The organism is Phosphitispora sp. TUW77 (assembly GCF_048453025.1).
Lineage (GTDB): Bacteria > Bacillota > Thermincolia > Thermincolales > UBA2595 > Phosphitispora.
Map to the genome: position 1 here is coordinate 2,151,422 of NZ_CP156677.1, position 25,838 is coordinate 2,177,259.

At 42.0% G+C, this 25,838-nt stretch carries 23 protein-coding genes and 3 riboswitches; of the genes, 2 read left to right on the forward strand and 21 right to left on the reverse strand.

What is annotated here, in order from left to right; genetic code table 11:
• Positions 1-47 precede the first annotated feature (47 nt).
• Positions 48-1,136, reverse strand: a complete 1,089-nt coding sequence (locus tag ABFY19_RS10415; protein WP_418790588.1) for a hypothetical protein — start codon at positions 1,134-1,136, stop codon at positions 48-50.
• 211 nt (positions 1,137-1,347) lie between these two features.
• Here ABFY19_RS10415 and ABFY19_RS10420 point away from each other — a divergent pair, with 211 nt between their 5' ends.
• Positions 1,348-1,719, forward strand: a complete 372-nt coding sequence (locus ABFY19_RS10420; RefSeq protein ID WP_418790589.1) for a diacylglycerol kinase — start codon at positions 1,348-1,350, stop codon at positions 1,717-1,719.
• Positions 1,720-1,763: 44 nt separating this feature from the next.
• On the opposite strand, the gene nagA is transcribed toward ABFY19_RS10420, so the two are convergent.
• The 3 genes from nagA to ABFY19_RS10435 form a co-directional block, all read right to left on the reverse strand.
• On the reverse strand, positions 1,764-2,930 hold the full coding sequence (gene nagA / locus ABFY19_RS10425) for an N-acetylglucosamine-6-phosphate deacetylase (protein ID WP_418790590.1): 1,167 nt from the start codon (positions 2,928-2,930) through the stop codon (positions 1,764-1,766).
• An 85-nt stretch (positions 2,931-3,015) separates the two neighbouring features.
• Complete coding sequence (locus tag ABFY19_RS10430; protein ID WP_418790591.1) at positions 3,016-3,309, reverse strand: hypothetical protein; 294 nt, start codon at positions 3,307-3,309, stop codon at positions 3,016-3,018.
• An 84-nt stretch (positions 3,310-3,393) separates the two neighbouring features.
• Entirely contained in the window at positions 3,394-3,645 is a 252-nt protein-coding gene (locus tag ABFY19_RS10435; protein WP_418790592.1) for a hypothetical protein, read from the reverse strand.
• Positions 3,646-3,801: 156 nt separating this feature from the next.
• Between ABFY19_RS10435 and ABFY19_RS10440 the strand changes: the two genes are divergently transcribed.
• Positions 3,802-4,410: a YdcF family protein gene (locus ABFY19_RS10440; RefSeq protein WP_418790593.1), complete on the forward strand. Its 609-nt coding sequence runs from the start codon at positions 3,802-3,804 to the stop codon at positions 4,408-4,410.
• A gap of 26 nt (positions 4,411-4,436) precedes the next feature.
• Here ABFY19_RS10440 and ABFY19_RS10445 read toward each other — a convergent pair whose 3' ends face one another.
• From ABFY19_RS10445 to ABFY19_RS10525, 17 genes are all read right to left on the reverse strand, one after another.
• Entirely contained in the window at positions 4,437-6,854 is a 2,418-nt protein-coding gene (locus tag ABFY19_RS10445; RefSeq protein ID WP_418790594.1) for a sugar phosphate nucleotidyltransferase, read from the reverse strand.
• A 32-nt stretch (positions 6,855-6,886) separates the two neighbouring features.
• Positions 6,887-9,712, reverse strand: coding sequence for a 1,4-alpha-glucan branching protein domain-containing protein (locus tag ABFY19_RS10450; RefSeq protein WP_418790595.1), 2,826 nt, complete (start codon positions 9,710-9,712; stop codon positions 6,887-6,889).
• A 1-nt stretch (position 9,713) separates the two neighbouring features.
• Entirely contained in the window at positions 9,714-10,238 is a 525-nt protein-coding gene (locus tag ABFY19_RS10455) for a DUF4912 domain-containing protein (protein WP_418790596.1), read from the reverse strand.
• 185 nt (positions 10,239-10,423) lie between these two features.
• Positions 10,424-10,505, reverse strand: a riboswitch (cyclic di-GMP riboswitch).
• 542 nt (positions 10,506-11,047) lie between these two features.
• The gene (locus ABFY19_RS10460) at positions 11,048-11,905 is read right to left on the reverse strand and encodes a transglutaminase-like domain-containing protein (protein WP_418790597.1); all 858 of its coding nucleotides are present in this window, start codon (positions 11,903-11,905) and stop codon (positions 11,048-11,050) included.
• Positions 11,906-11,918: 13 nt separating this feature from the next.
• Positions 11,919-11,998, reverse strand: a riboswitch (cyclic di-GMP riboswitch).
• 141 nt (positions 11,999-12,139) lie between these two features.
• Positions 12,140-12,219, reverse strand: a riboswitch (cyclic di-GMP riboswitch).
• Positions 12,220-12,337: 118 nt separating this feature from the next.
• Positions 12,338-13,249, reverse strand: a complete 912-nt coding sequence (galU, locus tag ABFY19_RS10465) for a UTP--glucose-1-phosphate uridylyltransferase GalU (protein ID WP_418790598.1) — start codon at positions 13,247-13,249, stop codon at positions 12,338-12,340.
• A gap of 26 nt (positions 13,250-13,275) precedes the next feature.
• Positions 13,276-14,658, reverse strand: coding sequence for a phosphomannomutase/phosphoglucomutase (locus ABFY19_RS10470; protein ID WP_418790599.1), 1,383 nt, complete (start codon positions 14,656-14,658; stop codon positions 13,276-13,278).
• 176 nt (positions 14,659-14,834) lie between these two features.
• A complete protein-coding gene (locus ABFY19_RS10475) occupies positions 14,835-15,875 on the reverse strand; it encodes a DUF5305 family protein (RefSeq protein WP_418790600.1) in 1,041 nt (346 codons plus the stop codon).
• Between the two features lie 105 nt (positions 15,876-15,980).
• Entirely contained in the window at positions 15,981-16,826 is an 846-nt protein-coding gene (locus ABFY19_RS10480) for a hypothetical protein (RefSeq protein ID WP_418790601.1), read from the reverse strand.
• Between the two features lie 89 nt (positions 16,827-16,915).
• Entirely contained in the window at positions 16,916-17,641 is a 726-nt protein-coding gene (locus ABFY19_RS10485) for a hypothetical protein (protein WP_418790602.1), read from the reverse strand.
• A 69-nt stretch (positions 17,642-17,710) separates the two neighbouring features.
• Positions 17,711-18,208, reverse strand: coding sequence for a SipW-dependent-type signal peptide-containing protein (locus ABFY19_RS10490; protein WP_418790603.1), 498 nt, complete (start codon positions 18,206-18,208; stop codon positions 17,711-17,713).
• A 205-nt stretch (positions 18,209-18,413) separates the two neighbouring features.
• The gene (locus tag ABFY19_RS10495) at positions 18,414-19,622 is read right to left on the reverse strand and encodes a signal peptidase I (protein ID WP_418790604.1); all 1,209 of its coding nucleotides are present in this window, start codon (positions 19,620-19,622) and stop codon (positions 18,414-18,416) included.
• A 17-nt stretch (positions 19,623-19,639) separates the two neighbouring features.
• On the reverse strand, positions 19,640-19,864 hold the full coding sequence (locus tag ABFY19_RS10500; RefSeq protein ID WP_418790605.1) for a hypothetical protein: 225 nt from the start codon (positions 19,862-19,864) through the stop codon (positions 19,640-19,642).
• A gap of 28 nt (positions 19,865-19,892) precedes the next feature.
• Complete coding sequence (locus ABFY19_RS10505) at positions 19,893-20,429, reverse strand: hypothetical protein (RefSeq protein ID WP_418790606.1); 537 nt, start codon at positions 20,427-20,429, stop codon at positions 19,893-19,895.
• Positions 20,430-20,467: 38 nt separating this feature from the next.
• Complete coding sequence (locus ABFY19_RS10510; protein WP_418790607.1) at positions 20,468-21,097, reverse strand: LuxR C-terminal-related transcriptional regulator; 630 nt, start codon at positions 21,095-21,097, stop codon at positions 20,468-20,470.
• Entirely contained in the window at positions 21,097-22,797 is a 1,701-nt protein-coding gene (locus ABFY19_RS10515; RefSeq protein ID WP_418790608.1) for a sensor histidine kinase, read from the reverse strand. Before ABFY19_RS10515 ends, ABFY19_RS10510 begins: the two co-directional genes overlap by 1 nt.
• Positions 22,798-23,029: 232 nt before the next feature.
• Positions 23,030-25,258, reverse strand: coding sequence for an Ig-like domain-containing protein (locus tag ABFY19_RS10520; protein WP_418790609.1), 2,229 nt, complete (start codon positions 25,256-25,258; stop codon positions 23,030-23,032).
• Positions 25,259-25,453: 195 nt separating this feature from the next.
• A complete protein-coding gene (locus tag ABFY19_RS10525) occupies positions 25,454-25,837 on the reverse strand; it encodes a GerW family sporulation protein (RefSeq protein WP_418790610.1) in 384 nt (127 codons plus the stop codon).
• Position 25,838 lies beyond the last annotated feature (1 nt).

Here is a 25,838-nt window from a genome sequence, read left to right on the forward strand (position 1 = left end):
ATTCCCCCTTTCGTGATGCCCTTGTTGCTATTTGTATATTTTATTGTTTATTTCAATAACGCAGCAACCTTGGAGCTAATTATTCCAGACAGGGCCCCGGTAAGTTCATGAATACGTATAGCCGTATCAATACTTACCGTGCCCGTACCACAAGCTGGAGTAATGATAGCCTGGTCAAATATGAGCTGCCTGTCAATACCCTTCTCCACCAGGTAATGGACCCGTTCCTCCCAAAGGCTCTTCAGGGAATCCACTGTTAGTTCAAAAACGCTTTCTGCAGATGTCGGGACAATTCCCCACGCCAGAGAACCACCCCTGGCCATAAATCCTTTCATTTCATCCATATAGCTGGCAATAGTAGAAAAATATTCAAAGGCATCAAAGCTTATAATATCAACCTTTGATTCAAAGAGCAGCGACCAGTCCATCCCTGAACAGGAATGGGTCCCTGCCAAAGCCCCAACAGTTTGGACAGCCTCATAAATACTATTCAATTCGGCAATAATTTCTTCTCGCTTTAAGGTTATATACATTGACTGCCCTAAAGCATATAATCCGGGGTCATCTACAAACAACAGTACCGGCAGGCCGAACCGGGCCAAAACTTTTACCTGATTTAACCCTTGCAGTGCCAGTGTCTTAATCAAGACATCCCTGGCCTGAGGATTATAGTATATGGCACGCCTGTCCTGATCAGTCATAGCCAAACCAAGGGTAAGCGGGCCGCTTATCTGTCCTTTGAGATACCTGGCACTTCCGGTCCCGTTTTCCTCAAGATACCTGGTAAAAGCATAATATCCGGAAGCTGCTGATTCAGGAAATTTAAAAAATTCCAGGGCTTGAGAGTCTCCATCCATTGCCGCCAGGTATAATTCATAAAACCGGGCCAGCTTTTCCCCCCACTGTGCTTGTTGGGTGTCAAAATACTGTTTTTCGTTCTTTTCAACAACAATTCCCAGTTCAATCAATGGCCTCGTAAACTGGTTAATAAACCCCTCTTGTTTTCCTCTGGCAGGAATCTGTGGCCAGTTAGGAGCCTCAGGGAAATAAGACATAATAAATTTCACTGCCTCGTCAGGGTCAGTATGAGGAACACTCCCTATTCCTGTCGCCAGACCTTCCGGTTTAAAGTTCATCTTAAATCCTCCTGTTTTTGTTATTCTTATGTTATACGTAAAAAGATAAGAAATCAATAGATTGAGAATAAAGGGATTTACTCAAAAATACTAGAATCAATATTAGAAATATACTAATCTTCAAATTTCCAATTAATAATATGTGCCGTTTAATAATATGTACCGTTTATTATAATTATAATTATCACCATCAGAATTAGGAGGATTTTCAATGAATGAAATTAAGCGACTGCTGAGAGCTGGAAGTTATGCCCTTGATGGACTAGGTTACCTTCTAAAGAAGGAAAAAAATACCCGCCTCCTGCTTGGTATTGCGTTACTGGCCCTAATAATATGTACCCTGCTGGGCTTCAGCGTTTTTCAGACCATGTTTGTGTTTTTCACTGTAATGATGACCCTGGTAACCGAAGTCCTTAATACGGCCATTGAAGTAACCCTCGACCTACAGGTACAGGGGAGATACCATCCCAAGGTAAAAATTGCCAAAGATGCAGCATCCTGTGCCGTTCTGTTCTGTGTGATAACATCGACAGCAACCTTCTTTGTGTTCCTGTTCAGTAACCTGCTTAAAGTTAACCAATAAAACACAGCCCTACAGCAAAAATTCCGATGGCGAGCTATGCCAAATTACTGTCTGAAAACGACTTCTCCCTCTACAATTGTCATTAATACCCTGAATTCATGATCCAAAACAACAATATCGGCATCATTTCCGGTTAGCAATGCTCCTTTTAAATCAAGCCCCAGGAAACGGGCCGGGTTGGCAGAAACCAACTGCATCGCCTCCCATAGGTCCAGTCCAACCTGCTCAACCAGCACCTTTACTACATCCACCATACTAATTGTACTTCCGGCTATTGTACCGTCATCCAGGTATGTCTTCCCTTCCCTTACAGTAACCGTTTGTCCGCCCATTATATATACCCCGTCACCCAGTCCCCCACAGGTGTTACAGTCAGTTATAGCAATCACGTTATTTATTCCCTTGGCACTGGCCAATATCTTTACAATGGCGGGGTTGACATGGTATCCATCTGCAATCACATCAACTGTCAGCCGTTTGTTACTCAGAATGGCCCCAATTGTCCCGGGGTCACGGTGGTGTAGTCCAGCCATTGCGTTAAATGCATGGGAAACATGAGTCAGCCCCGCATCACATGCCTCTTCAACCTGGGTAATGGAAGCTCGAGAATGACCAAGGGAAACAATCAACCCCTGAGATTGAGCATATCTGATAACTTCTATAGCACCAGGTAGTTCCGGAGCGATAGTTATCATTCTGACAGCCCCCCTGCCTGCTTCAATATATTCCTTTAGTTCATTAACAGAAGGGGGCCGGAGATATTCTCCTTTTTGTGCCCCTTTCTTTTCCTTATTCAAAAACGGTCCTTCCAGGTGTACACCGAGAACTTTTGCTGCCTTAATGTTTACATTTGTTAAGGATGCAGCACTTCTAACAGCACTTATCATTATTTCCTTTGGTGTTGAAATGGTTGTTGCCAGAAACCCGGTTGTTCCTCCCCTGACTAACCATCCAGCCACCGTTCTCACTGATTCCGGCGTGCCATCCACGATGTCGGCTCCCGCGGAACCATGTACATGTATATCAATAAAACCCGGACATATATAACAGGATTCAAAGTTATATATGTCATGACTACCACCAGGCAAAAATACTTCTGATTCCCCAATATAACTAATACTATGGCCCTCCGTCTTCAAAACAAAATTTTGCGGTGAAATTCCCTTAGGTGTTATCACACGCCCTTTTAGCAGCAGCTTTTTCCCTTCCATGTTTATCCTCCCATTCTCTTGCAGCTAAAACGTCAAACAGCTCCTTAGCCGACTTATCATAGCAAAACAAACTCCCCCCGAAAGACTAATCCTCCTGAGGGGAAATACAAATTTCACTTTGTTTTCGCGGCAGGATATAAAGAAAAAAGTAAGCCAGGTACATTAAACTCAACAGCAGGGCTAAGAGATTAAGGACCAGCACCGTATCAGGCACAGCATCATACGCCAGGTTGTCACCAATTTTAAGAATTCCAAACAATAGTTCCACAACCGGCCGATCAATTGCCATGGCAAACCTTGCATAAGCCAATGCCATATTTACAGCCATATACTCAAACAATATAACCACTACAGGAATAACAAACAACAGATAATCCAATTACCTCACCTTTTTCGTCAAGTTTCACAACTCCTTTTCTTATTATAAAACGGCAGATAGTAAAAGTACAATACCATAAACCGACTATAACCTGACTTCGGGAAAACTTACCCGTTTATCAAAACCGCATTCCGGACAAACAAATAAATGAACACAAACATTGATACCGGTATTTTCCAGAGCATCATCCGGATTATAAAGCTCAATATTCCCATAATGACTGTACGGTCCGTAATAATCCTCAAGCATGCCGGAATCTTCCATACCACAGCCGCAAAAAGAACAAGGCTGCGAAAAAGCCATTAATCCATTACAGAGCGGACAGCCAAATTCCACAATTATTTCACCTCAGCGTTATTGTGTGATTTATTCACGAATTTTATTTATTTGAATCCTATTTAAACGGTGAAGGGAAATTGCATTATAGCAGGAGTTCCTCAGGACATGTAGAAAATATCTATTTACCTAAGATATCCTCTGGGGGTGAATAAGTTGATAAGACTTAAAATAGGCGGTCTTAGCGCCATCGTATTGGCCCTGGCATTTTTCTTTACTCCCTTTGTACAGTTCTTGGCCGGCCCGCTGATAATAAGTGACCCGCTGCACCAGGCTGATGCTATCGTGGTTTTGGGCGGAGGGTGGGAAACCAAAGGAAAACTGGGAAGCAGCACTCTGGAGCGCTACCACTATGGTATAAACCTTTTTCAACAGGGATACGGAAAATACCTGATCTTTTCCGGAGGGAACCTATGGGGTAACCCCTCTGAAGCCGAAGAAATGGCTGACATGGCTCTAAGTAACGGATTCTCTGAAAGAGAGGTCATCATCGAAGGCAGTTCGGAAACTACCTGGCAGAATACCCTGTTTGTAAAGAAAATCCTTCTTGAAAAAAAACTGCAATCAGTAGTTTTGGTTACTTCACCATACCATTCCAGGCGGGCCAAAACCATGTTTACAGATAAAGGTGTAACAGTCATTTCCGCCCCTGTCCCTGACAGCGAATTTTACAACGCATTCGGAACAGACCAACTGCATATGGCCGGTCTAGTCATATCCGAATATATCAAACTGGGGCTGTATCAGTTACACCTTACCGGATAACCTGGAAGTTTTTACGGCAAACACGCCTATACCGACATATACTTTTCTATTATATCGGTATAGTAATCCGTAAGTCTTTGGGCAGCCTCCATTGTGGATGCTTCGCTTAAAACCCGGAAAACAGGTTGTTCGCAGTCAGGGAGAACCAGTATCCACCCTTCTTCAGTAAATATTTTAATCCCATCAATCAATTCGACTTTTCTGTTTCCAACTTCTTCCAAAAGCTTTCTCATAACCGTGCCTTTTTGAAACCATGGACATTCAACATCTTTTTTGTGCATAAATGTCCCCGGCAGCTGCTGTAATAGACATGCTAAATCAACATCTTTTTCTATCAAGTATTCCAGAAGCCTTAGAAAAATAAGTATCCCATCATAAAAGGGCTGAAACAGACTTTCTCTGGATATTTCCATGATTGCCCGCGGATGTGCTTTTGTCCTGATAATCTGTTTTCCCATTTCTGAAGCCAGGATTTCGATTGCAGACGATGCCGTAACCGGTACCCCGATTTTTTCTTCTCCGCACCGGGCCATACAAATATATGCCCAAAGAATCATCATTCTATCGTCACTTATAATCTCCCCTGAAGGTAAAAAAAGGGTAATTTCATCACCATTGCAGTTGAACAGGACCCCTATATCCAGATGACCCTTCGTAACCTGGGCCGCTATGTCCTCAGGGGAGTTCTCCGAAGCATTAACAGTAAGCACATGACACCCAATTTGATTAAATAGCGCTGGCAGAAAACAGCCAAGGTTATTATAGTCATAAGCCACCAACAGCCGGGCCCGGCACCGTTTGACCTTATCCCTGTCAATATTGCGCAACAGTCCTTTCCCGTAAGCTTCAGCCATGTGTAACATATATTTTACTTCTCCAAAACCACTGGCCTTCACCCTCCTGAAATCCTCATGGATATACGTATTCTCGATTTTTCGTTCAGCTTCCTTGCTGATGTTAATGCCATTTTCATCGAGGAACTCTATGATAATCCTGTCGCTTTCGTGTGGACCCGGCATCCTGATGTGAACACCGGCTTTAGCGCTAAGGCTCTTGACTGCATAGCGGCTGACAGGAGTAGTAGCCACACCTATATCATACAGATTGATACCCACAGATTGCAAACCTGGCTTAAATACCTCCTTAATAAGTTCTGAAAGCCGGTTGTTATCACTACTGGCAACAACATAAGACCCCTGTGGTATAGTTGAACCTTGGGCAACAGCCAGCCGGACAACCATTTCAGGGAATAGTTCCACATTTACCTGTCCGACAACCCCTTGAGTTAGAAAAAGACTCATGCGGCGGTTTTTACTCCATATAAGGGACTCAGTCAAAATAGTACAATCCTCAACTACCTTTTCAGGCCATATTTTAACCCGGGGTTTTACAATCACCCTTTTACCATAGTAATTGTTATCCCCGCTAACAACCCCTTCAAACATGGCTGTCCCTGCCATTATCCGGTTATTGTTGGATATTGTCACCCCTCGCAGTTCAACACCATTATCTATGAAACTGCGATCCCAAACCACAGTGCGTTTCAGGGATGCTCCGGCTTTTATGATAAGGTTATTGCCCAATATCGTATAACTCCCAATTTCAGCACCCTCTTCTATTTTGCAGTTATCCCCTATGTAAACCGGCCTGCCGGTTAATTTAATACCAGGTTCCAGTATAGTACCCTGCCCGGTCCAGATACCTTCAGCCACCTCTTTACCGGAAATCGCTGCATGGAGCAAGCCATCCATCAAGTCATATTGGGTCTGTCGGTATTGTTCCAGGTTCCCTATATCAGACCAGTATCCCTGTGCCACATAGCCAAACATTGCTATGCCCCGGGACAACAACAGCGGAAAAAGGTCCTTACTGAAATCAAAAAACAAGTCCTTCTCAAAAAATTTGAATATCTTAGGCTCAATAACATATATTCCGGTATTCACAGTATCACTGAAAACTTCACCCCAGCAGGGCTTTTCCAGAAAACGCGTAATCCGTCCGGTATTATCACACATAATCACTCCGTATTCAAGAGGGTTATTGACCCTGGCCATTACCAGAGTGGCAATACCGCCCTGTTTCCGGTGAAATTCAACGACTTCAGTAAGGTCATAATCTGTAATTCCATCACCACTGATTACAAGAAAAGTCTCATCAAGAAATTCTTCGGCATTCTTCACACTTCCGGCTGTACCCAGTGGAATTGTTTCCTCAAAATACCTCAGGTTAACTCCAAAATCAGAGCCGTCCCCGAAGTGGTTCTTAATTACCTCAGGCAAGTACTGTAAAGTCACAGCAATATCGGTGATAAGGTGTTTTTTCAGAAGTTCTATAGCATATTCCATCACGGGCTTATTTAAAACAGGCACCATTGGCTTAGGCTTGTTACACGTTAAAGGCCTAAGCCTTGACCCTTTGCCACCCGCCATTATAACGGCCTTCATCCAACAACCCCCCTATTAAATTTTCCCGATAACTAGCTGACAGCATAACCCACCTTTTTTGCCTCAGATATGATTTTATTGTAGACACTTATCGTTTCACCGGCTATAACACCCCAGTTGTAAGCAGAATTGACTTTATCCCAAGCCGCCTGGCTTAATCGATGTGCCAAACCGGGGTCATCCAGGAGACTGCTAATAGCTTCCGCAAGGCCTGCTGCATCGCCAGGCAAAACCTTTAAACCATCAACCCCATGTTCAATAAGTTTAGCCATTCCACCAGTATCGCTGACAATTACCGGAACCCTTGTAGCCATTGCCTCAAGGGCAACTATTCCAAAAGGTTCATATAGACTGGGGAAAACTGCAATATCAGACCCGGCAAACAATAGATTGCGGGTTTCATCATTGGCAAAGCCGGTGAAATAAACCTTTTCCTTTACCCCCAGCCTTTCGGTCAAATCTTCCAGGTAATCCTGGTAAGGCCCGCTGCCGGAAATAACAAATTTAGTATCAGGAAACTTCCGCAATATTGTGGGAACAGCGTTAATTAATACCTGTACCCCTTTTTCAGGTACCAGCCGACCTATAAAATAAACCATTTTTTCATAAGGAGCCGCATACTTCTTGCGAAAACCCAGATCAACGGCCTTAGGCTGAATGTTCTTGATTTCAACCCCATTGGCTATTACCCTGATCTTTTCAGCCGGAAGCTGAAATACCTGGGAAAGTTCCTGGGCCATATAGCTGCTGCAGCAAATAACCTCCCAAGATTCATAGGTAAGCTCCCACTCTATTTGATTTATGTACCTCTGTATGTCATTATGTATGCCCCGGTTCCGCCCATATTCAGTAGCATGGATTGTAGAAACCAGGGGAAGCCGGTATCTCTCTTTCAGGTCCTTCGCCGCACTGAAAACTAACCAGTCATGAGCATGAATAAGGTCAAAGCTGTATTCCCTGATTAACTGTTGGGCCCGCTCTGCCATTGCAATATTTAGGGAATCAACCCACTTGAGAAAATCCCCGGTATCGCATTGCCCGGGCTCAACCCTATATACATGCACTCCATTAACCATCTCGTAATTAGGGGAACCTGGCTGATAACAAGTAATCACATGTATATCCTGCCCTTGGGCAACCAGTGCTTTGGAGAGGTCATGAACGTGTCTGGCCAAACCGCCAACTGTCTTTGGCGGGAATTCCCAGGATAACATAAGAACTTTATTACTCTTAAGGACAGTTCCCAGGTCACGCCGGCTGAACGATACTACTATTGGTTTGTCAGGTTGATAGACCCTGTAATCAATATCCGGAAAGATATTATCTACTTTCTCAAGAAGAGAAATTTCATCTTCATGAAGGTCATTATTGTTAACAGCCCAATATAGACGGCTAAACCTGGCAATATGGTCCTTAGTTCTCTTTTCCGCATAACCCACTGCTGTCTTCATTTTCATTATGAAGGCCCAGTCTGAGCTCTGGGCTAGGAGCAGTTCCCTGGCCATCTGATTCAAGGCCCTTTTTCTGAGCCCTTCTGCAGCTGGATTAGCCTGGGCCGTCTCAGACATACGGGTCTCAGCTTTATGCAGGTGCTTATAAATCCAGTCATTGGGGGGTGAAAGCCAGACTTCGTTGTACCCCTTGTGTCCCCAGCTTGACATCGGAAGTGAAGCCACCTGATTTGTAGGACAAAGATTCAGATATTCCCAAGGGGTAATTGTTTTCACTGTATCCTGGTCATAATGCAGCTTCCTCAGCATAAAATTTATCCATTCCGGCCCCTCATACCACCAATGACCGAACAGTTCAGCATCATATGTTGAAACAACAAGTGGCAGCCGATCCATCCGTGATGCCAGATGTTCCACTTGTTGTTCTCTGTTAAAAACAAAGTTACCGGCATGCTCTGCCGCCCTTTCCAACGCCACTGCCCGGTTATAAACCTCTTTATGGTCCGTCTTCCCGGTAATGCGATAGTACTTGATTCCTGTATCTATGCGCAGGTTATTTTCACCCACATATGGACCAATATAGTCTATACCCAGGTCATAACCTATATCCCTGTAAAACTCGCGGTACCAATAATCCCCCGGATAACCTTGGTGCATATCCCAAACCTGTCTGGATGTTTCAGGGTCACGCCCAAAGGCGGCTACTCCTGCAGGCGTATAAAGCGGTGCATATATTCCTTGTACCGGACACGGAGTTGCATACATAATACCATGGGTATCTGTGAAAAAAAACTGTATTCCATAGTTCTTGAGAATTTCATCTATCCCAGGTGTATAAGCACATTCAGGCAGCCAAATACCTCTGGGCGAAGTCCCGAATTGTCTGGTAAACAGGTCCGCAGCCACAGCAACCTGTGCCCTTATGCTCTCTTTTTTCTTCATCAAAGGAAGAAAACCGTGGGTGGCACAGCTTGTAATAAGTTCAACACAGCCCTTTTCCCGGTATTTTCGGAAGGCCTGAAGCAGGTTAGTACCATATCTGTTGACAAAGATATCCCTGATTTTATCAAACCTCTCCAAATACATCCAAGCCGTACTCGCAAATTCTGTTCCAGCAGTCCGTTCGGTCTCCCTGTAAGCCAGTTCAATAAGTTTATTGAGATGCATCAAATAACGCTTCCGCAGTAAATCATCTGCCATCATCGAAATTAATGGCGGGGATAAGGATACAGTAACCCTAAAATCCACGCCATCCTTCAGCAAATTGTCAAAAATGCCGATTAAAGGTATATATGTTTCGGTAAGGGCCTCAAAGAACCACTTTTCTTCAAGGAAATTCTCTTTTTCAGGATGCCGTATATACGGCAGGTGTGCGTGTAGAACAAGGGCAAGATAACCTTTCAACACCTTAATCCTCCTCCCTTTCAAGCGTGTTGTAATTGGCATATACACTGTCACTGCTAAAGGTTAGCTGGTCTGCCGTCAATTCTGCTGGTTTACCGGATAATCGTTCCAAAAGGTCTGCCATAACAATTCCTGAACCGTCAGCTAAGCTGTCCCGAGGTGTCTGGACAACATCAGACCTCAGCAGACAAACAAATATGCCATCAGGAGAAACAACACCCAGGTCAGCACAATAAGAATGGTTTGGCTTGACATCGTTGATATAATAATTATTCGCCAATGAATGTACAGTGATATTAAAACTATCGTGGGCTTTATCCCGGTCCTGACCAATCCCGGTCAAGTCGTAAATTATAAGCTTAAGTGGTATTTCTCCCCATGGTCGTCCAAATTCCCCTGCTATCAAGTCCATCTGTACGCTGGAAATCTCCCAATAAGCAAAAATACAGTGCGGATCTCTAACAAGCAGCATAACAGAATTCTCGCAATAACATGCCGGGAACCCGTATTCAGGCACGCTAACACTCATTTTAGCCTCTCCTTCCCAAAATAAATACATGGTCATTATATGCGGACCTTTTTGAAAAAGACCTGTAATTTATGTGGATATGAAAACAAAAGAAGAAAGAAATGCCTAAAAAAATACAAGCCTGTCCCCATGGTTAACGGGAACAGGCTCAAAACTGCTGTCCAAAATATACCGCACTGCTATTCTCCGGTAACTCGGCTATCAGGGTAAGATCCCAGACCCGTGGCTTTGCGCCCCTACCTCTCGATAGGTTTGCCTTTTCTGAATAATGGTAATGGTAATGATATTTACTTGGTCTCAGCAAATATACTGATATTATTTATTAATTATAATTATATGCTTTTATAACATATATTTCAAGTAAATTGTTATATTTTACTACAGATTGTTATATTTTACTACAGATTGTTATGTATTACTAAATATTGTTATATTTTATCAGTATTTAAAAATCTGATTCGCGATATATTAGAATCAGAGAAGTTAATAGTAATAATTTTAGTTATTAGTAGAACGAGCAATTGAGGTAGAGTGAAAGGCCGAAAGATTTCAGGCCTTTTTGACGACGCGGCAGGATTCACTTTATGTTACGGTCTGGTAACTTGCTCGCCCTGTCTCTGGCAGGTACTTTCGTCGATACGCTTTTACGCACAGATTTCTCTCTACGCAAGTATCCTAGCTACGGACCGCCTTGGCACTTACTCCGACCGGACTTCACCGGCTAGATAATGCGTGCTTATTTGGGCACGCTGAAAGGGGATAAGGCCGCACTAAGTGCGGCCTTTAGGGAAAAAAAGAGGTGTAATTAGTTAATATACCTCCTGGATTTTTTTATGAGTGTTTCCAAAAATCTCAGCATCTTGGTCAAATACCTTCCAAACAGCATCCATACTGACCCACCTGTCCCCAATCCGAACCTCGTTCCAGGCATGTCCATACTTGGCCGTACCGATTCCAGCCTCGCCGATAACGGTCCGGGCTTCAAGCCCTTCAGCCCGGCACATTGCGGTAACCAAGTTTGCATAGTCCCGGCACAAGCCCTTTTGGGTCTGTAAAGCCTTTACAGCTCCGTCATTGTCATAAAATTCACCACGGCGAAATTTATCCATATCATAAACCATATTTTGGCTGACCCACTGGAAAATAGCCTTGGTCTTGCTAAAGTCGTCCCAGGCCTGTCCTACAATCTGCTGCGCTTTTTGGGTTATTAGCGGATTATTGCTTTCAATCCCCCATGAAGGGAGCAAATACCTTAAATCACTGTTGCCGGTATTTTCTATCCACACCCTGGCTAGAGAATCATAATCAATTACACCGGGACTGCTTGGTTTTACCAGATTGAAGTCTACCCGGTAGGTACCATAACCAAACCTCATGTATACAGTTCCCAAAACTGTGTTGTCAACTGCCGGATAATAGTAATATACCTGGTCCTTCCCAAAAACAGCCCTTACTATTATTCCTGTATATTTTTCGGTTACAGTCCCCTGGAAAGTGAACCAGGTATTAAAACTATCACCGGTAAGAGTTACCGAATTGCCTTCAGTATAAGGTGAAAACCACCTGATATCTGCCTCCCCGGCAAATGCATCCGGAGCAAATATGGTAAGAAGAAAAGAAGCAATTAAAATAATCAGAATCCTTTTAAGCAGCCTGATATCTTTCATGGTCAAAACCTCCTTCGGTAACCCGGCTATCTGGAATTATCCAGACCCGTGGCTTTGCGTCCCCACCTCTCGATGGGTTTGCCTTTATCGGGAGAGACTGTATTTCCTTATCCGGAAATACTCTTCGTTTCCCAATATGATTTAGGTTTGTATTCACTTTTGTTAATAATAAATATGGCCTGTTTCCGGGTCCCGGAAACAGGCCATAAAATCAACAATGGCTTAATAAAACTTCCCGGTAACCCGGCTATCTGGAATTATCCAGACCCGTGGCTTTGCGTCCCCACCTCTCGATGAGTTTGCCTTTATCAGAATGAATTATCTCTTTTTTCATTATCATTATACACCCAGATTATAGATGATGCAAGACATTTCAAAGAATTTTTATCACTTTTTTCGACTTTTTGTCATATTTTGCAGAAATACGGCTGCTCACTTTCCTTTCCCAGCAGCAATCTCCTTCATAAAATCATTATTGTCCATAAGGTCCTTCAAATATGCCCCAAACGGCCCTCCCAGGTCAGGACGGGCTAAAGCAAACTCAACAGTCGCTTTCAAAAAGCCCATTTTGTCGCCCACATCATAGCGCCTGCCTTCAAAAACATGTGCATACATAGGCTTTTGAAGTGCCAAAACCTTGAGAGCATCAGTAAGCTGAATCTCACCACCTGCTCCAGGAACAGTATTTACCAGGATTTCAAAAATCTCAGGTTCTATTATGTACCGGCCAAGAACAGCAATATTGGACGGCGCATTCTCAACAGAAGGCTTTTCCACCAGGCTGTGGACTTTTACTGTCTGTAAGCTGTCATCTCCTTCCGGATCAACAATGCCGTATTTATTTACCTCTTCTCTGGCTACCCTTTGTACCCCAAGGACACTGCTCCCCTTCTCTTCATATACATCAATCAACTGCTTCAGGCAAGGCTTTTCATTGACAATTACATCATCTCCCAAAAGAACAGCAAACGGTTCATTACCGATAAACTTCCGAGCGCAATAAACCGCGTGCCCCAAACCGCGTGGAGTCTTCTGACGAACATAATGTATATCCACCATTTCAGAAATATCCTGGACCATATTAAGCAGCCTGGTATTCCCCTTTTGTTCCAAAAGAAGCTCGACTTCCAGGGCATGGTCAAAGTGGTCCTCTATTGCCCGCTTGCTTCGTCCCGTAATTATCAGAATATCTTCAATTCCTGAGTTCACTGCTTCCTCAACAATATACTGAATTGTGGGCTTATCAACAATTGGCAGCATTTCCTTGGGCTGAGCTTTAGTTGCCGGCAGAAACCGGGTTCCCAGTCCCGCTGCCGGTATGATAGCTTTACGAATCTTGTTCAAAGATGTCCCCCCCAAAAATTATTACTTTAATATTCCCATTTAAAATCTTGAAGCCCTGCCCGCAGAATCCGCTCCTTTAAATCACCTGTTATAAAAGATAAACTTTCCGGCGTTTTGGCCTCACACCTGGCTACAAGAACCGGTTGTGTATTAGATGCTCTTACCAGTCCCCAGCCATCAGGATAAATTACCCTGACCCCATCAACAGTGATAGCATCATACTCCATAAGGACCTGATCCTTTATTTTCTCTATGATACTGAACTTCACTTCATCGGGGCAATCAATTCTGGTCTCAGCAGTGCTATAATATTGTGGCAGGTCAGAGAGCAGACCAGACAAATTTTTTTCAGAATGGGATAAAGTACGCAAAAGTCTTCCCGTGGCATAAAAAGCATCATCAAAGCCGTAGTACTCATCAGCAAAAAACATATGTCCCGACATCTCCCCGGTAAACAATGCATCAAGCTCTTTCATTTTTGCCTTAATCAGCGAATGGCCTGTCTTATAAAAATAAGGTCTGCCGCCCAGCCTCTCTATTTCGTCCACTAAGGCCTGAGAACATTTAACCTCTATAATAGCCTGCTGCCCAGGATTCGTGGCAAGAATCTCCCTCCAATAGAGTGCCATCAATTTATCACCCCAGATAACCTCCCCGGTATCGTCTACAACACCTAACCGATCGGCATCACCATCATAGGCCACCCCCACCTCTGCCTGATGTTTTTTTATTTCATCAACAAGGTATGTAAGGTTTTCTCGTTTTACCGGGTCTGGATGGTGATTGGGAAAACTTCCGTCAGGCTCACAGAAAAGTGGGATTACTTCACAACCAAGCGATTCCAGAAATTTTTCAATATACAGACTGGCAGCTCCGTTTCCGGCATCAGCTACTACCTTCAGCCTGCGTGGACCAAGTCTGATTTTTGAATACAGCATATTCAAGTAAGCTTCTGAAATATCCGCTGCAGCAACCGTACCTTTACCTTCTGATTCAGTAATTTTATCTGCTTCAATAATTTTCTTTATCTGCTGAATATCTGCACCATAAATCGTAGACTTGCCATATGCCATTTTCATTCCATTATAGTCCCCAGGATTGTGACTGCCGGTAATCATAATCCCTCCATCTAAATCCAAGTGGTGCAACCCAAAATAAAACATAGGAGAAGTCACAGTTCCTATATCAATAATATGCAAGCCCACAGATGTAAGGCCCTTGATAAGTTCTTCCCGGATAACCGGTGTTGACAAGCGGACATCACCGCCAATCAATACCTTTGTAACCCCCTTACCCAGCACAAAAGAACCATAGGCCTGTCCTATTTTATATACAACCGGCGGAGTAAGTTGTGTTTCAGCAATACCCCGGATATCATATTCACGAAAAATATTAGGATTAATGTGCATATTTGTCCTCCATGCAATTTTTGTTTTTAAACAGTTTTATTCTGATTGTATTTTATCTAATATCTTATTTTGCACAAATAGGGCAAATTCCTGCATCCGGCATATTTTACATATAATTTCCGGCAAAAAACCGGACCGGGATATCATCAACCAGCCAGCCTTACGCTTCTCCCATATTATTCTGCCGTCAAATCAAAAACAAATGTTATCAAATCATCAAAAACATAAAACCGGTTAATATCCGCCGCATTGGAGCTATATCTATAGATAATTGGTTTTCCGATTTCATCGGCAACCCGTACCAGGTCATCAATGGATTTAACCTTAACCAAACTCCAAGGTGCATCTGTGATTTCGCCGTTTACAGCGACTAAACGGCTGGCGTGGTTCTTAAATATCCTGTCAAGGGTTTTTATCAACGGAGATTTTTCTACAGTTATTGTGAAAAAAGTTAGATAAAGCAGCACCAGTAATAAAACAACCAGAGATATGCTGTAAACAATGACTGTTGTCCGGTCAACAGGGATCTGCAACTTTTGGGTCCCTTTAATTTCACCCAGCTTTTCTCCGGTTTGGCTTTTCTGTATTTCAAAATACTTTGTATTAAGAGGAATTATAACACCTGGAGACAATGTTTCCTTTACGGGTCCATTTTCTGTAGCTGCTTCAAGATTAATCTTCATAAAAACCGATAGCTTAACTTGAGAATTAATCTTTGAATCTTTGATAACATTATTGGCAAAGTCATTGTACTGCCTTAAATTTATCGGGATGTTCTTTGCAATGGATATCTTGTTGCCGGCAGTCGCAAAGTCAGTCTTTGGCAAAATAGTAAATTCCTTTTCCCAGACAGTTGTTTTCTTTTTATCATCACTGAAATATCCTTCCATCATGGCCAGCACTTCGTAGCTGCCTTTTATTTCAGCTGCCGCATCTCCTCTGAATTCATAATTAAAATATGTGTTGACATGGTTGGCGAATTCAGATATATATATATTACCTTCACCCAAACTATCATCATTGTATAAAATGTTGGGCTCAAAGAATACCCTGTAATTAATCTCAACTTTCTGACTGTAACTGTACAGGACCGCCTTCTTTTCCACAACATTAGGGTGTCTCACTTCCCGAACAAGAAAAAAAATAATAATTACAGCCACAATGGTAATTATACAAATCAAGCCCATTTTCAAATACTTATTCAGCTTTAATTTCATCCGTAATCCTCACATTAATATTTTAAAAATCCTTGATATATTATACCATTAATTGGATTTCCTGTTAACGAACTTTTTCTGTCGATTTGTTGGTATTATTAGCTTTTACTGATTAAACTGTTTAAAGTTAAAATGAATATCAAATTCTGCTCTCTGATTCTTGGTATCATTACCGGCATCCCTTGGTAATGTAAACCACAAACAGTTTGGTGATTCTTCATTAAAGAATAGTCCGTTCAGGTCAGGTTCATTTAAAAGGGCTTCTTTATACTCTTCATCAATGTCAAAGGTGAAATAATCACCTGGCTCAAGAGTCCGCTTGTTATTATGTATCAATGCATTAACATAATCTTCCAGTTCACGCAATGTTACCAGGTTATTTCCATTAGCATTACCGTTACCGGTCCTGGAGCCAGTACCATCATCATTGGTAATCCCAAGGATAAGAAATTTATCTCCATAAACGGTATTACTTGAAAGAGGCAAGGAATAGGTTGCCAGTTTTCTGTCTTTCCTCCAATGCTGCATCTGTCCCCTAACCTTAATCACGTCTTTTAATATTTCGCTTGACCCTTCATAGAAATCCACATTTATATTGTCAAGCACTGCAGGAATGGTGCCAAGATTTTTGATTTTAGCCTCATACCAGATTGTTGTACCAGGGTATATGTTACACATACTAAAAGTTGTCAGTGTTGGTCCGTGGTTAAATGCAATAATGAAGGCATCATCTGACGTATTATTATTTGTATCGTTCCCATCAATATTTGGATATATGTTGTGCAACTGGTAGTTATTCCCAACAGTCTGTTCCTGAACAAATTCAACCCGCATTTCACCGGTTTGAGCAACATTAATCATAGTTGCAGTTTCAGTCCATGCAGCATAGCCGGTCCCAATTAAAGAAAAGATAAGCAATAACGAAACTGTAATCAATTGAACCTTAACCATATTAACTCATCCTTTATCAAACAAAATCTGGATTGAACAAAGCAGGGGAATAAAACCCACTGCTTTGTTCAATAAAATCTTATATTAATTTAATTATTAAATTGTTTAAAATTCAAATGGATGGTAAATTTGACTGACTGATTCTCTGTGTTATTGTCTGCAGTACTTGGCAGCCAGAAATAGAGGCTGTTCTGTAAGGTTTCATCATAACCAGGTATCTTTTCCGCAATTTTGCTTCTTGTCTCATCACTGACATCGAAGGTAATTATATCACCTGGTTTTACTTCCCAACCTGAGATTGCGTTATTTAAACATAGCCCTAAGTCTTTTAACTGTGCATAGAGAAATCCGGATGAATTAACTAATTTGAATCCGCCCGGCACAGAACTGTCAGGTGTAAAATGCTGTATCTCCCCCATGACTATCATCTGTTCCTTAAGATATTGGCTGGAACCAGGTGAAAAAATAACTTCAATATTATCTCCTTTGGCTGGGATGGTTCCCAGGTTTTCAATCCTTGCCTCAAATACGGTCCAGGAACCGGGGAACATATGATCAATGTTCACTGTTGTAACCTTTGCGCCATGAATAATTTCTGAATTAACAATCGGACTTGGTACATTATAAGGCATAGTACTCATTTGCTGAAAATCCGCAATATATGGCCAAATGGCTGTCTGAACAAACTCAACCGTCAAATTACCGGTTTCAGCTGTATTATTTATTGTTACCGTTTCACTCCAAGCGGCATATCCAGCCCCCATAAGGCAAAGAGACAATACCAATACAACAGTGATATATTTTGCTTTACTCAATTTAGCTCACCCTTTCATAACCATGTTCAATAGAAGCAGGGCTTACACCCTGCTTCTAATAATTTGCTATTACAGATTAAACTGCATGTATTCAGCAGTTACACTAAATGAAACAGAATCGTTCTCAGCAGCATCGTCGCCAACTGTAATAGTATAAATTATGTCACCACTGGCACCTACGGCTAAATCAGCAGGAGCACTTGTTAATGCTACGGTATAATCAACATCAGTATTGTTATGAGCAAAAGTACCTGGATTAATTTTTACCGGGATAGAACCATCGTTGGTAACGGGAACAGTTACAGTTGCTACTGCCCCAGGATAAAGATTGGTGACCGTTACGTTTACTACATTGTCATCAACTGCTGACGTATCAAGTACCGCTTCTGCCGTACGATTTGTCAAAGTGTCATTTACTACGACAGTCCCATCTGCTAAAGCCACACTTAAGTTACCTGTCTCAACTGTGTTATTGATAGTTACTGTCTCAGTCCATGCTGCATATCCAGCCCCCATCATCATTATAGCCACAACCAGGGCCAAAACTAAAAACCTTGATTTTTTCATTTTTTTCTTCTCTCCTTTTAGTTTTTAAGATAGATCAGACGAAAATTTTCAGCCGGCTTCAATTTTCATCTGTCTTGCTACACTATTATATTTTATCTAAGGCTGGTTAAAAGCACCTAACTGGGTGATTTCACATAGCACTATACGGCATTTCCTATTGGTACCACAGGGTTATATAATACTGCTTTGGTACCATAAAAAACATTTAAAATTCAATTTCATCCAAAGGGATTTCCCTCCGGCTCTTAATTAAAAGTGATGGCCACCCAACATTTGGAATCACATTAATGATTTTCCCTTTTACCTGTTCAGGTTCAACCAGGTCCGTATCCGGCGCAGGATTGTTATCACCCTTTGTCTTAAAAACCGATACTCCTTTTTCCTGATCTTCAACTATCTCAATGATACGATGGGAAATGGAAATCCCGTTTCTTCTAAATTGAATTACATCCCCTATCTGCAAGATGTTCACATCTGTTACCTTGCTGGCCAGGATAACATCCCCCGGTTTGGTCATCGGTTCCATACTCCCCGTGGCAATAACCGACGGGTATATTGGAAACACTCCGACAGAAAACCATATAAGTGCAATGGAGATTATACTGGTAATCATCCATCCGACCGGCTCCTGTTCCTCTTTATCCCTTCGCTGAAATGACTTTGATTCGTTTAAATATAAATTTTGCATGACCATCAAAGAAAATACAGGGGTAAGAATGCCTACCAATGCTGAGGTAATCCACTTTAAATCAGGCAGTACCGGTGACAGCCATTGAAATGCCTGGATAGCTCCCATATATATAATGGCCGGCAGCGGTCCGCCAAGATAGGCCAGGTAAACAGCCAGCAAATTTTTGGAAAATTCAGGAGCAAGGTACTGGGCAGTAAATTTAACTATACTCTTATAATCATTCAAACCGGCAAACTGAGTAACCGTGAAAGTGCTTAAGGTCATAAAAAAAGCCACCAAAATAAACATTGGAAAATTCTCATCATCTGTTAAACTGTTTACCAGGTAACTCCTGACAAACTCCCTGCCTATTAATGCAGAACCCACAACAACTATATTTAAAAAAACCCCTTTAAATGAATGGTCATATGGGCTCCTGCCAAAGGCATCAATCAGCCCCGAAATTACTGATACAGCTACATATATGACAGCAAAATTAAAAGCCCACCAAGTGACAAAACCTTTCATTCTTAGTTTCCCTTTTGGGTGCACCCTGGGAAATAGCCATACTATGAATGCAATACCAATCCATGATAAAAACTTTACCATCTGAGTAGAATAAGTGCCTCCAATGATAGATATCGTATACGGATTGTCCAGAAAAAAATAGGCAAGGACCAGCCCTGCCAATAAGATGCATCTTACCCGAGATTTGACTACCGGTAAATATTTGTGCCGAATCATAATTCATTTTAACTCCTTTAATAAACTACGTCTGTCACCGTTGTACCTTGTTCTTCAAAAACGAACGAATTACTTTGAAACTCAATATCTGTATCACTTACAACAGGGCTGTCCGGCGAATCAACCTTTACTACTTCAATATTACCCCTGATAATTAATGTTTTCTCCCAAAAACCGTAGCCTATAGACATCAAAATAAATGCTAGGACCCAGCTTATTATGACAAATAATAATTTCTTCACTTATATACCCCCGAAATGACAAAGCTACTTAATCGCTCACCGAACCAGCTAACAAAGATTCCTCTACATTATTCCACTGTTGAAATGGAATTTCTATTTCAAAATCATATATACCCTCTTCATCTGCGTGTATGCAGAGTTGTAAATTATTATCCCCACTGGGAATACACCCCTCAGGTTCAATAATTCCTGACGGTAGACTTAGATCAACAATTCTAGCATTAACAAACTCATCATGCTGCCCGGAATACTTTACCGGAACAGTCCCCTCATTTTTCAGGCAGTAATTTATAAATGCCTTATAATCTGTGTATACCCTTCCATCGACAGTTATGGTGTCTCCATCATCAATGCCTATATTGAGTTCCCCATTCCCTTGTATAATATCTAATGAATAGTTGTCACAAAACAATGGTTCGATTAAACCTGTAGAAACGGAGTTATTGATATCTAAACCATCGTTCCAGTATGCATAACTTATTCCTATAAAATTCAATGGTATAATAACCGCCATTAACAAAACATATGGCTGTAAAATACGTCTCTTCTTTCTCTTCCTCACCATTTAAAATCACCCCATGGATTTTCCTTCAAGAGATTATTTTACAAACAATCCCGTACCATCCCCTTGGAATAAGCATATAGTGCAGCCTGGGTACGGTCTCCCAGGTTCAGTTTAGCCAGAATTTGGCTCACATGCTTCTTAACCGTATTTTCTGAGACATATATCTGTGAGGCAATATCACGATTGCTCAAGCCCCTTCCCAAGGCGGCCAGGACCTCTCGTTCCCTTGGGGTCAGTTCTTCATTCAGCACAGTTTCACCTTTCATTTTGATCTCCAATATTCTGGGGTCATAATACTTTCGACCCTGACCTATAATCCTGACCGCATGAATGATTTCATCAGGCAAGGCTTCCTTAAGTATATAGCCGCTCACCTCCAATTGCTCAGCATACAAAAAATCCCTTTCACTGCCTGAGGAAGTGAGTATGATGAATTTGCAACCGCTCTGCTTCAGCTTTGCCTCTTCAATTATTGCTAACCCCGAACTATCACCTAGCCTGAGGTCAACAATCGCAATATCAGGCCGAGTCCGCTGCAGAACTTCAAAAGACTGCCGTACCGTACCAGCTTCCCCCACTATTTCAAAGGACGGTTCACTGCTCAAAGCTAAGATGAGTCCCTGCCTAACCAGTGGATGATCGTCAATAACTACAAGTTTTAATTTCATCAAGCGATCCCTCCCTGCTTATGCAAATTAAACTGTACACTGGGAATTTCAACCCTAACCCTGGTTCCGAGGCCGCTTTTACTATTCACAAAAAACATCCCGCCAAAAGACTGGACCGTATTTTTTATATTAGCAAGGCCCAGGCCCATATCCTGAATATGTATCTTATCGGGTTCAAAACCTATCCCGTTGTCTTCTATCAAAAGCACGGTAACCTCAGTATTAACATCAAGTAAAACCTTAATGTTACTGCTTCTTCCGTGCTTTACCGCATTCCCTGTCGCCTCACAGATAATTCTGTACAGACACTTTTTCAACCTGGCAGGCAGGAGTTCTTCATTACCACCTAAATGCATGCATATATCAATATCATTAAGGTGTGCTAAGTCACTCAGATATTTTTTAATACCTGAAAAGAATATTTTTTCTGCTGATTTTTGAGTACTCATACTGTAGATTGATTGGCGCAGCTCATGCATAGCAGTATTTGCCGATTCGCCCAATCTTTCAAGGTGCTCCCGAATTTCTTTTTGTTCAAGGTTATCCCAACCATTTTTCAACTTATACAGGGCATAAGTAATCGAAAATAAGCGTTGAGATACACTATCATGAATTTCATTAGCAATCCGGTTACGCTCCTCTAGAATCATCAATTTATCATTAGCCTCTTCCATAGAAAAACGTTCCAGTATAATTGCACTTAAATCCGAAAGAAAAAATAACTGCCTTTCCAAAAACATTTCAGAATTCTTATTTTGCTGCTCTAATTGTATGCCCAAAACACCGTATAATTTTGTGGAAGTCCTGACAGGTATTGCATGAAATGTAGACTTAGCAAGGTTTAAATTCAATTCCGGCACGGCTCCCCCAATTCCCTGAATCCTTACCTTTAATTCTTTGCAAAGAGAGCATTTCAAGTCCTTATCAATATCTGTATTAGTATAAATTTGGCCATTATTAAACTTGTCGGTGTTTTCCCAGAAAAAAGCCAACCCTGTTTTCGATAATTTTGCTGCGTAATCCGTAAATATCTGAAAGAAAGTTTCTAAATGGTCTTCATTAGTAAATGTCTCAACAATTTGATATAAGGACATTATATGTTCCAGGGATTCCTGCTGTTTGCTGTTTGCTATACTAAGACTTTTAAGAAACTCCGCCAACAACCTTACCAACAATGTTATCAATATAAATACCAGCATCAGATATGAATATTCGAAAAACAAATCCATAGCCTGCCCCTTATTAAACAGCCCCGCAGATACCCCTCCTGCCGTAACCATGTATAAAAAAAGGTTAACCCAGCAAAACCAGGGCGAAAGATATACCGCAGCAACAAGTACAGGATTTAATGCATACCACATAAACGGGCTGTCAAGACCTCCGGTGGGAACCAGAAGCAGGGTGATGACAAGAGTCTCTAATAATATAATTGCTCTGAGCTTACCGGCACAACAGAGATGCCTAACATACATATCTGTTATAAGCCTTGCAGCAACATATAGGGAAACAACAACAGCCAGTTTATACGGCAGCAGAGAGAACGACCCTTGGCAGAGATAAAATGCTGAAGTAATCAGTAGTGAACCATAGCGGTAGGAATAGAGGAGTTTAATAGCATTAGAATGTTGGTAATGATTAAATAACCTGGTCCAAATAGAAATTAGAAATTTACTTATAATTTGACCCATCGAAAACTTCACTTCCATTTCCCGGATATTACCTTTTACATTATATATAAATCAACCCGCTATGTCCTCAAAAATGTGTCGAGACATTCTACGCTAAGTCAGGCAAAGATATGTCATTTTTTGTTTGATTAAAAGGAACTGTATTTTAAGATTATTAGTTACCGAAAAAGAAAAAAGACCTCCAAATAAAGGAAGGTCTTTCTTAATTGTTCTTTTTACTCCCTTGTCTAAATTTATATCAAAATTAATTGCATCCATAACGTTTCCTGAGTAAAACTCCAAGAATCACAATCACTGCTCCAAATATCACCACAATCGGTATAGCATTATCAGTGCGCCTGGTGTTGCCGGTTACCTCATCACTCACTGCAGCACTTGTGAGCGCCAAATCAGTCCCCGTAGAATTTAGAATACTGTGCGCCATTTCGACAGCATTTCCCGCAATCTTGGCCAATGACACGTCAAGCCTTACAATGTACCCAGACTCATCTACTCCAACAACCTGACCACTCACATCAGGTACTTCGGCAGTCCAAAACTCTCCCTCTTTTATCAGCTCTATGGGCAGACCCCCGGAATATTCATAGTAGATTTTAGTGGCATTAAACATTGGCTTCACATTCAGCAAATAAGTTCTATTGTCTTGTTCCTTCCGGCTAACCTGCATTAAGGGAAGGCTATTGTCTATTGTTATAGTGTAATTGGCCTTTTTCTCCATTCCGGCCGAATTTACAGCAATAACCCTGATTAAATAGGAACCGTCAGGTGTACCAAATGGTACCATAAAAGATTTTTTCCAGTACCCTGGTTTCACTTCTTTAAGCTCCAGTTTTCTGCCATCAGGAAGCATTGCATATACCTGTACGACGCCATCAATACTTACTGTTATTGTCGGGTCCCCTGCCGGTACGCGTTTTGGGGAAACATTTACTTTAATGTTCCCTATAAGCGGATCCTCCAAGGAAGCATCGTCTCCCGGCGCCGGTCCGGCAGTATCCGGCAATATCATAGAACCCTCTGTTTCATTTTGCTCATCCTGGTCTCCGGCAATGCCTTCATTTGGCTCTTCATCACTGTTTTCATCACTGCCATCGGAATCATTATTAACATCATCGTTACCGCTGCCTGACGAACCTGATGATTTCCGCAAAACATTAACAGTTACCTGTGCAGAATCTGTACCTCCTTTTTCATCAATAGCTGTATAAGTAAAAGTGTCAGTACCATATCCTCCGGGAGTGTAAACCAGTGATTTACCATCTTCACTTATTTCTGCCACACCAATGGTATCCTCTTCATAGGCTGCCTGAATAACAGTAAGCCCTTCTCCAAAATAATCCGTATCATTTGCCAGCACATCAATAACCCTTGTTGAAAGACCACGAATATTAAAATTATCATCCTCTGCTTTTGGTGGCAAACAATCTGCTCCAAAGACATGTACGTTCACAACTGCGCTATCAGAGTCATCTTCACCAAGTCTGGCCACATGAGTGATAGAATAATTCCCTGCCAAATTCCCCCTGAACCCGGTTTCCACCTCGAAAACAGCGTTTCTGTAAATTTCCTCATTCACTGTGGCGGCATATACATACCCGTCAACAATTGCTGAGGTGTCTATACTCACATCACACCCTTCAATTTTTAACCAGACCGGTTCAAGACCATTCCCTGGAAACAGGAGTTCTCCGGTCAGGGTCGTATCCCCTCTGTTAGCCGGAACAGCAACACTCGTGCTAATATATTTTTTTCTGGGCTGAGGACCTTTGTCCAGACCCTCAAAGAACATTGTGGCACTGATATTTTCAGGCAGTTGATTAGCCTCATTAGGTCCAAGCACGAAATCAATCTTATAATCAGTAACACCTTTTTCAAAATGAGTTGCGGATTCACTCAGGTATAATGTGGAAATAACCGTTTCCCCTTTAAACAGCTTTATCCGGATACGCTCCACACTTACACCTGGACCAGGCTTAGCCTCAATAGTAACCTTGCCCCTGAACCTCTTGCGGCATTCCTTCTGCGCTTTAACAGTATAGGAAGCTGTAGCTTCACTTCCTTGGACTATCTGAAGCACCGTGGTTTCTGCTGGATCTACCAGTTGAGACAACTCCCATGTTACAATGCGTTCTCCGGCCAAGGTAAAATTGCTGAGTTTTAACGGTCCCTTGTTGGGCGGAACAGCGTCCTCATCACCAGAACCACCTTGTCCACCTGAGCCGCCTGAACCACTGCAGCCGCCGCTATGCTCTGTGCCTTCATCACCACTGCCGCAACCGCCTTCATGGTCTGAACCTTCATCACCACCGCCGCAACCGCCGCCTTCATCCTCATGACCATCAGCAGTATCTCCACATAAGGACTCAACATCTTCCGCATACACAGCCGGCGTACTAACAAGTCCAATGGAAACAGTAATAATTAATGCCAGCAATATACTGAAAACCCCTAGCTTTTTTAATTTTCTTAACATTTATTTCACCTCCTTTCCAGATAGAGGAAAATGATCTAGATTATTAATCTATTATTAACTTGAAAGAAACAAAATTTCCCGCGAAAAAACTCACGGGAAATAATTATTTTTCTCCACCTTACGAGCAATTATATGTATTTTTTAGTTTTTTTACTTGGTCAAACCATCGTACACAAAATTCGACCGAAAAATAGACTACTCAACCCTTTTGGTTGCTTCCTTGTCAGCTTCTTCTTTTTGCATAGTCTTCTTTAGCTTGTCCAGCACTTCAGGAACCATGGCAACCACATTCTCCAGGCTGCCCCTTCCGGAAATAGGCAGCATGCTGACAGAGTCCCCTTTAATAACAATTACTGCAGCAGGAGTAAGCCGCGCCCCGGTACCGGCCCCGACGCCGCCTCCCCCCAAATCCGAGGCATCTTTTCCTTCTCCGCCACCGGTTCCGATTCCAAAAGTCACATTAACCACAGGTACCAGAGTCACTTCCCCAACTACTATAGGGTCACCGATTACGGTTTTTGCATTGAACATGTTCTCAAGATGTGAAAAAATAGTATCCATGTTCTCTTTTAAGTCCAAA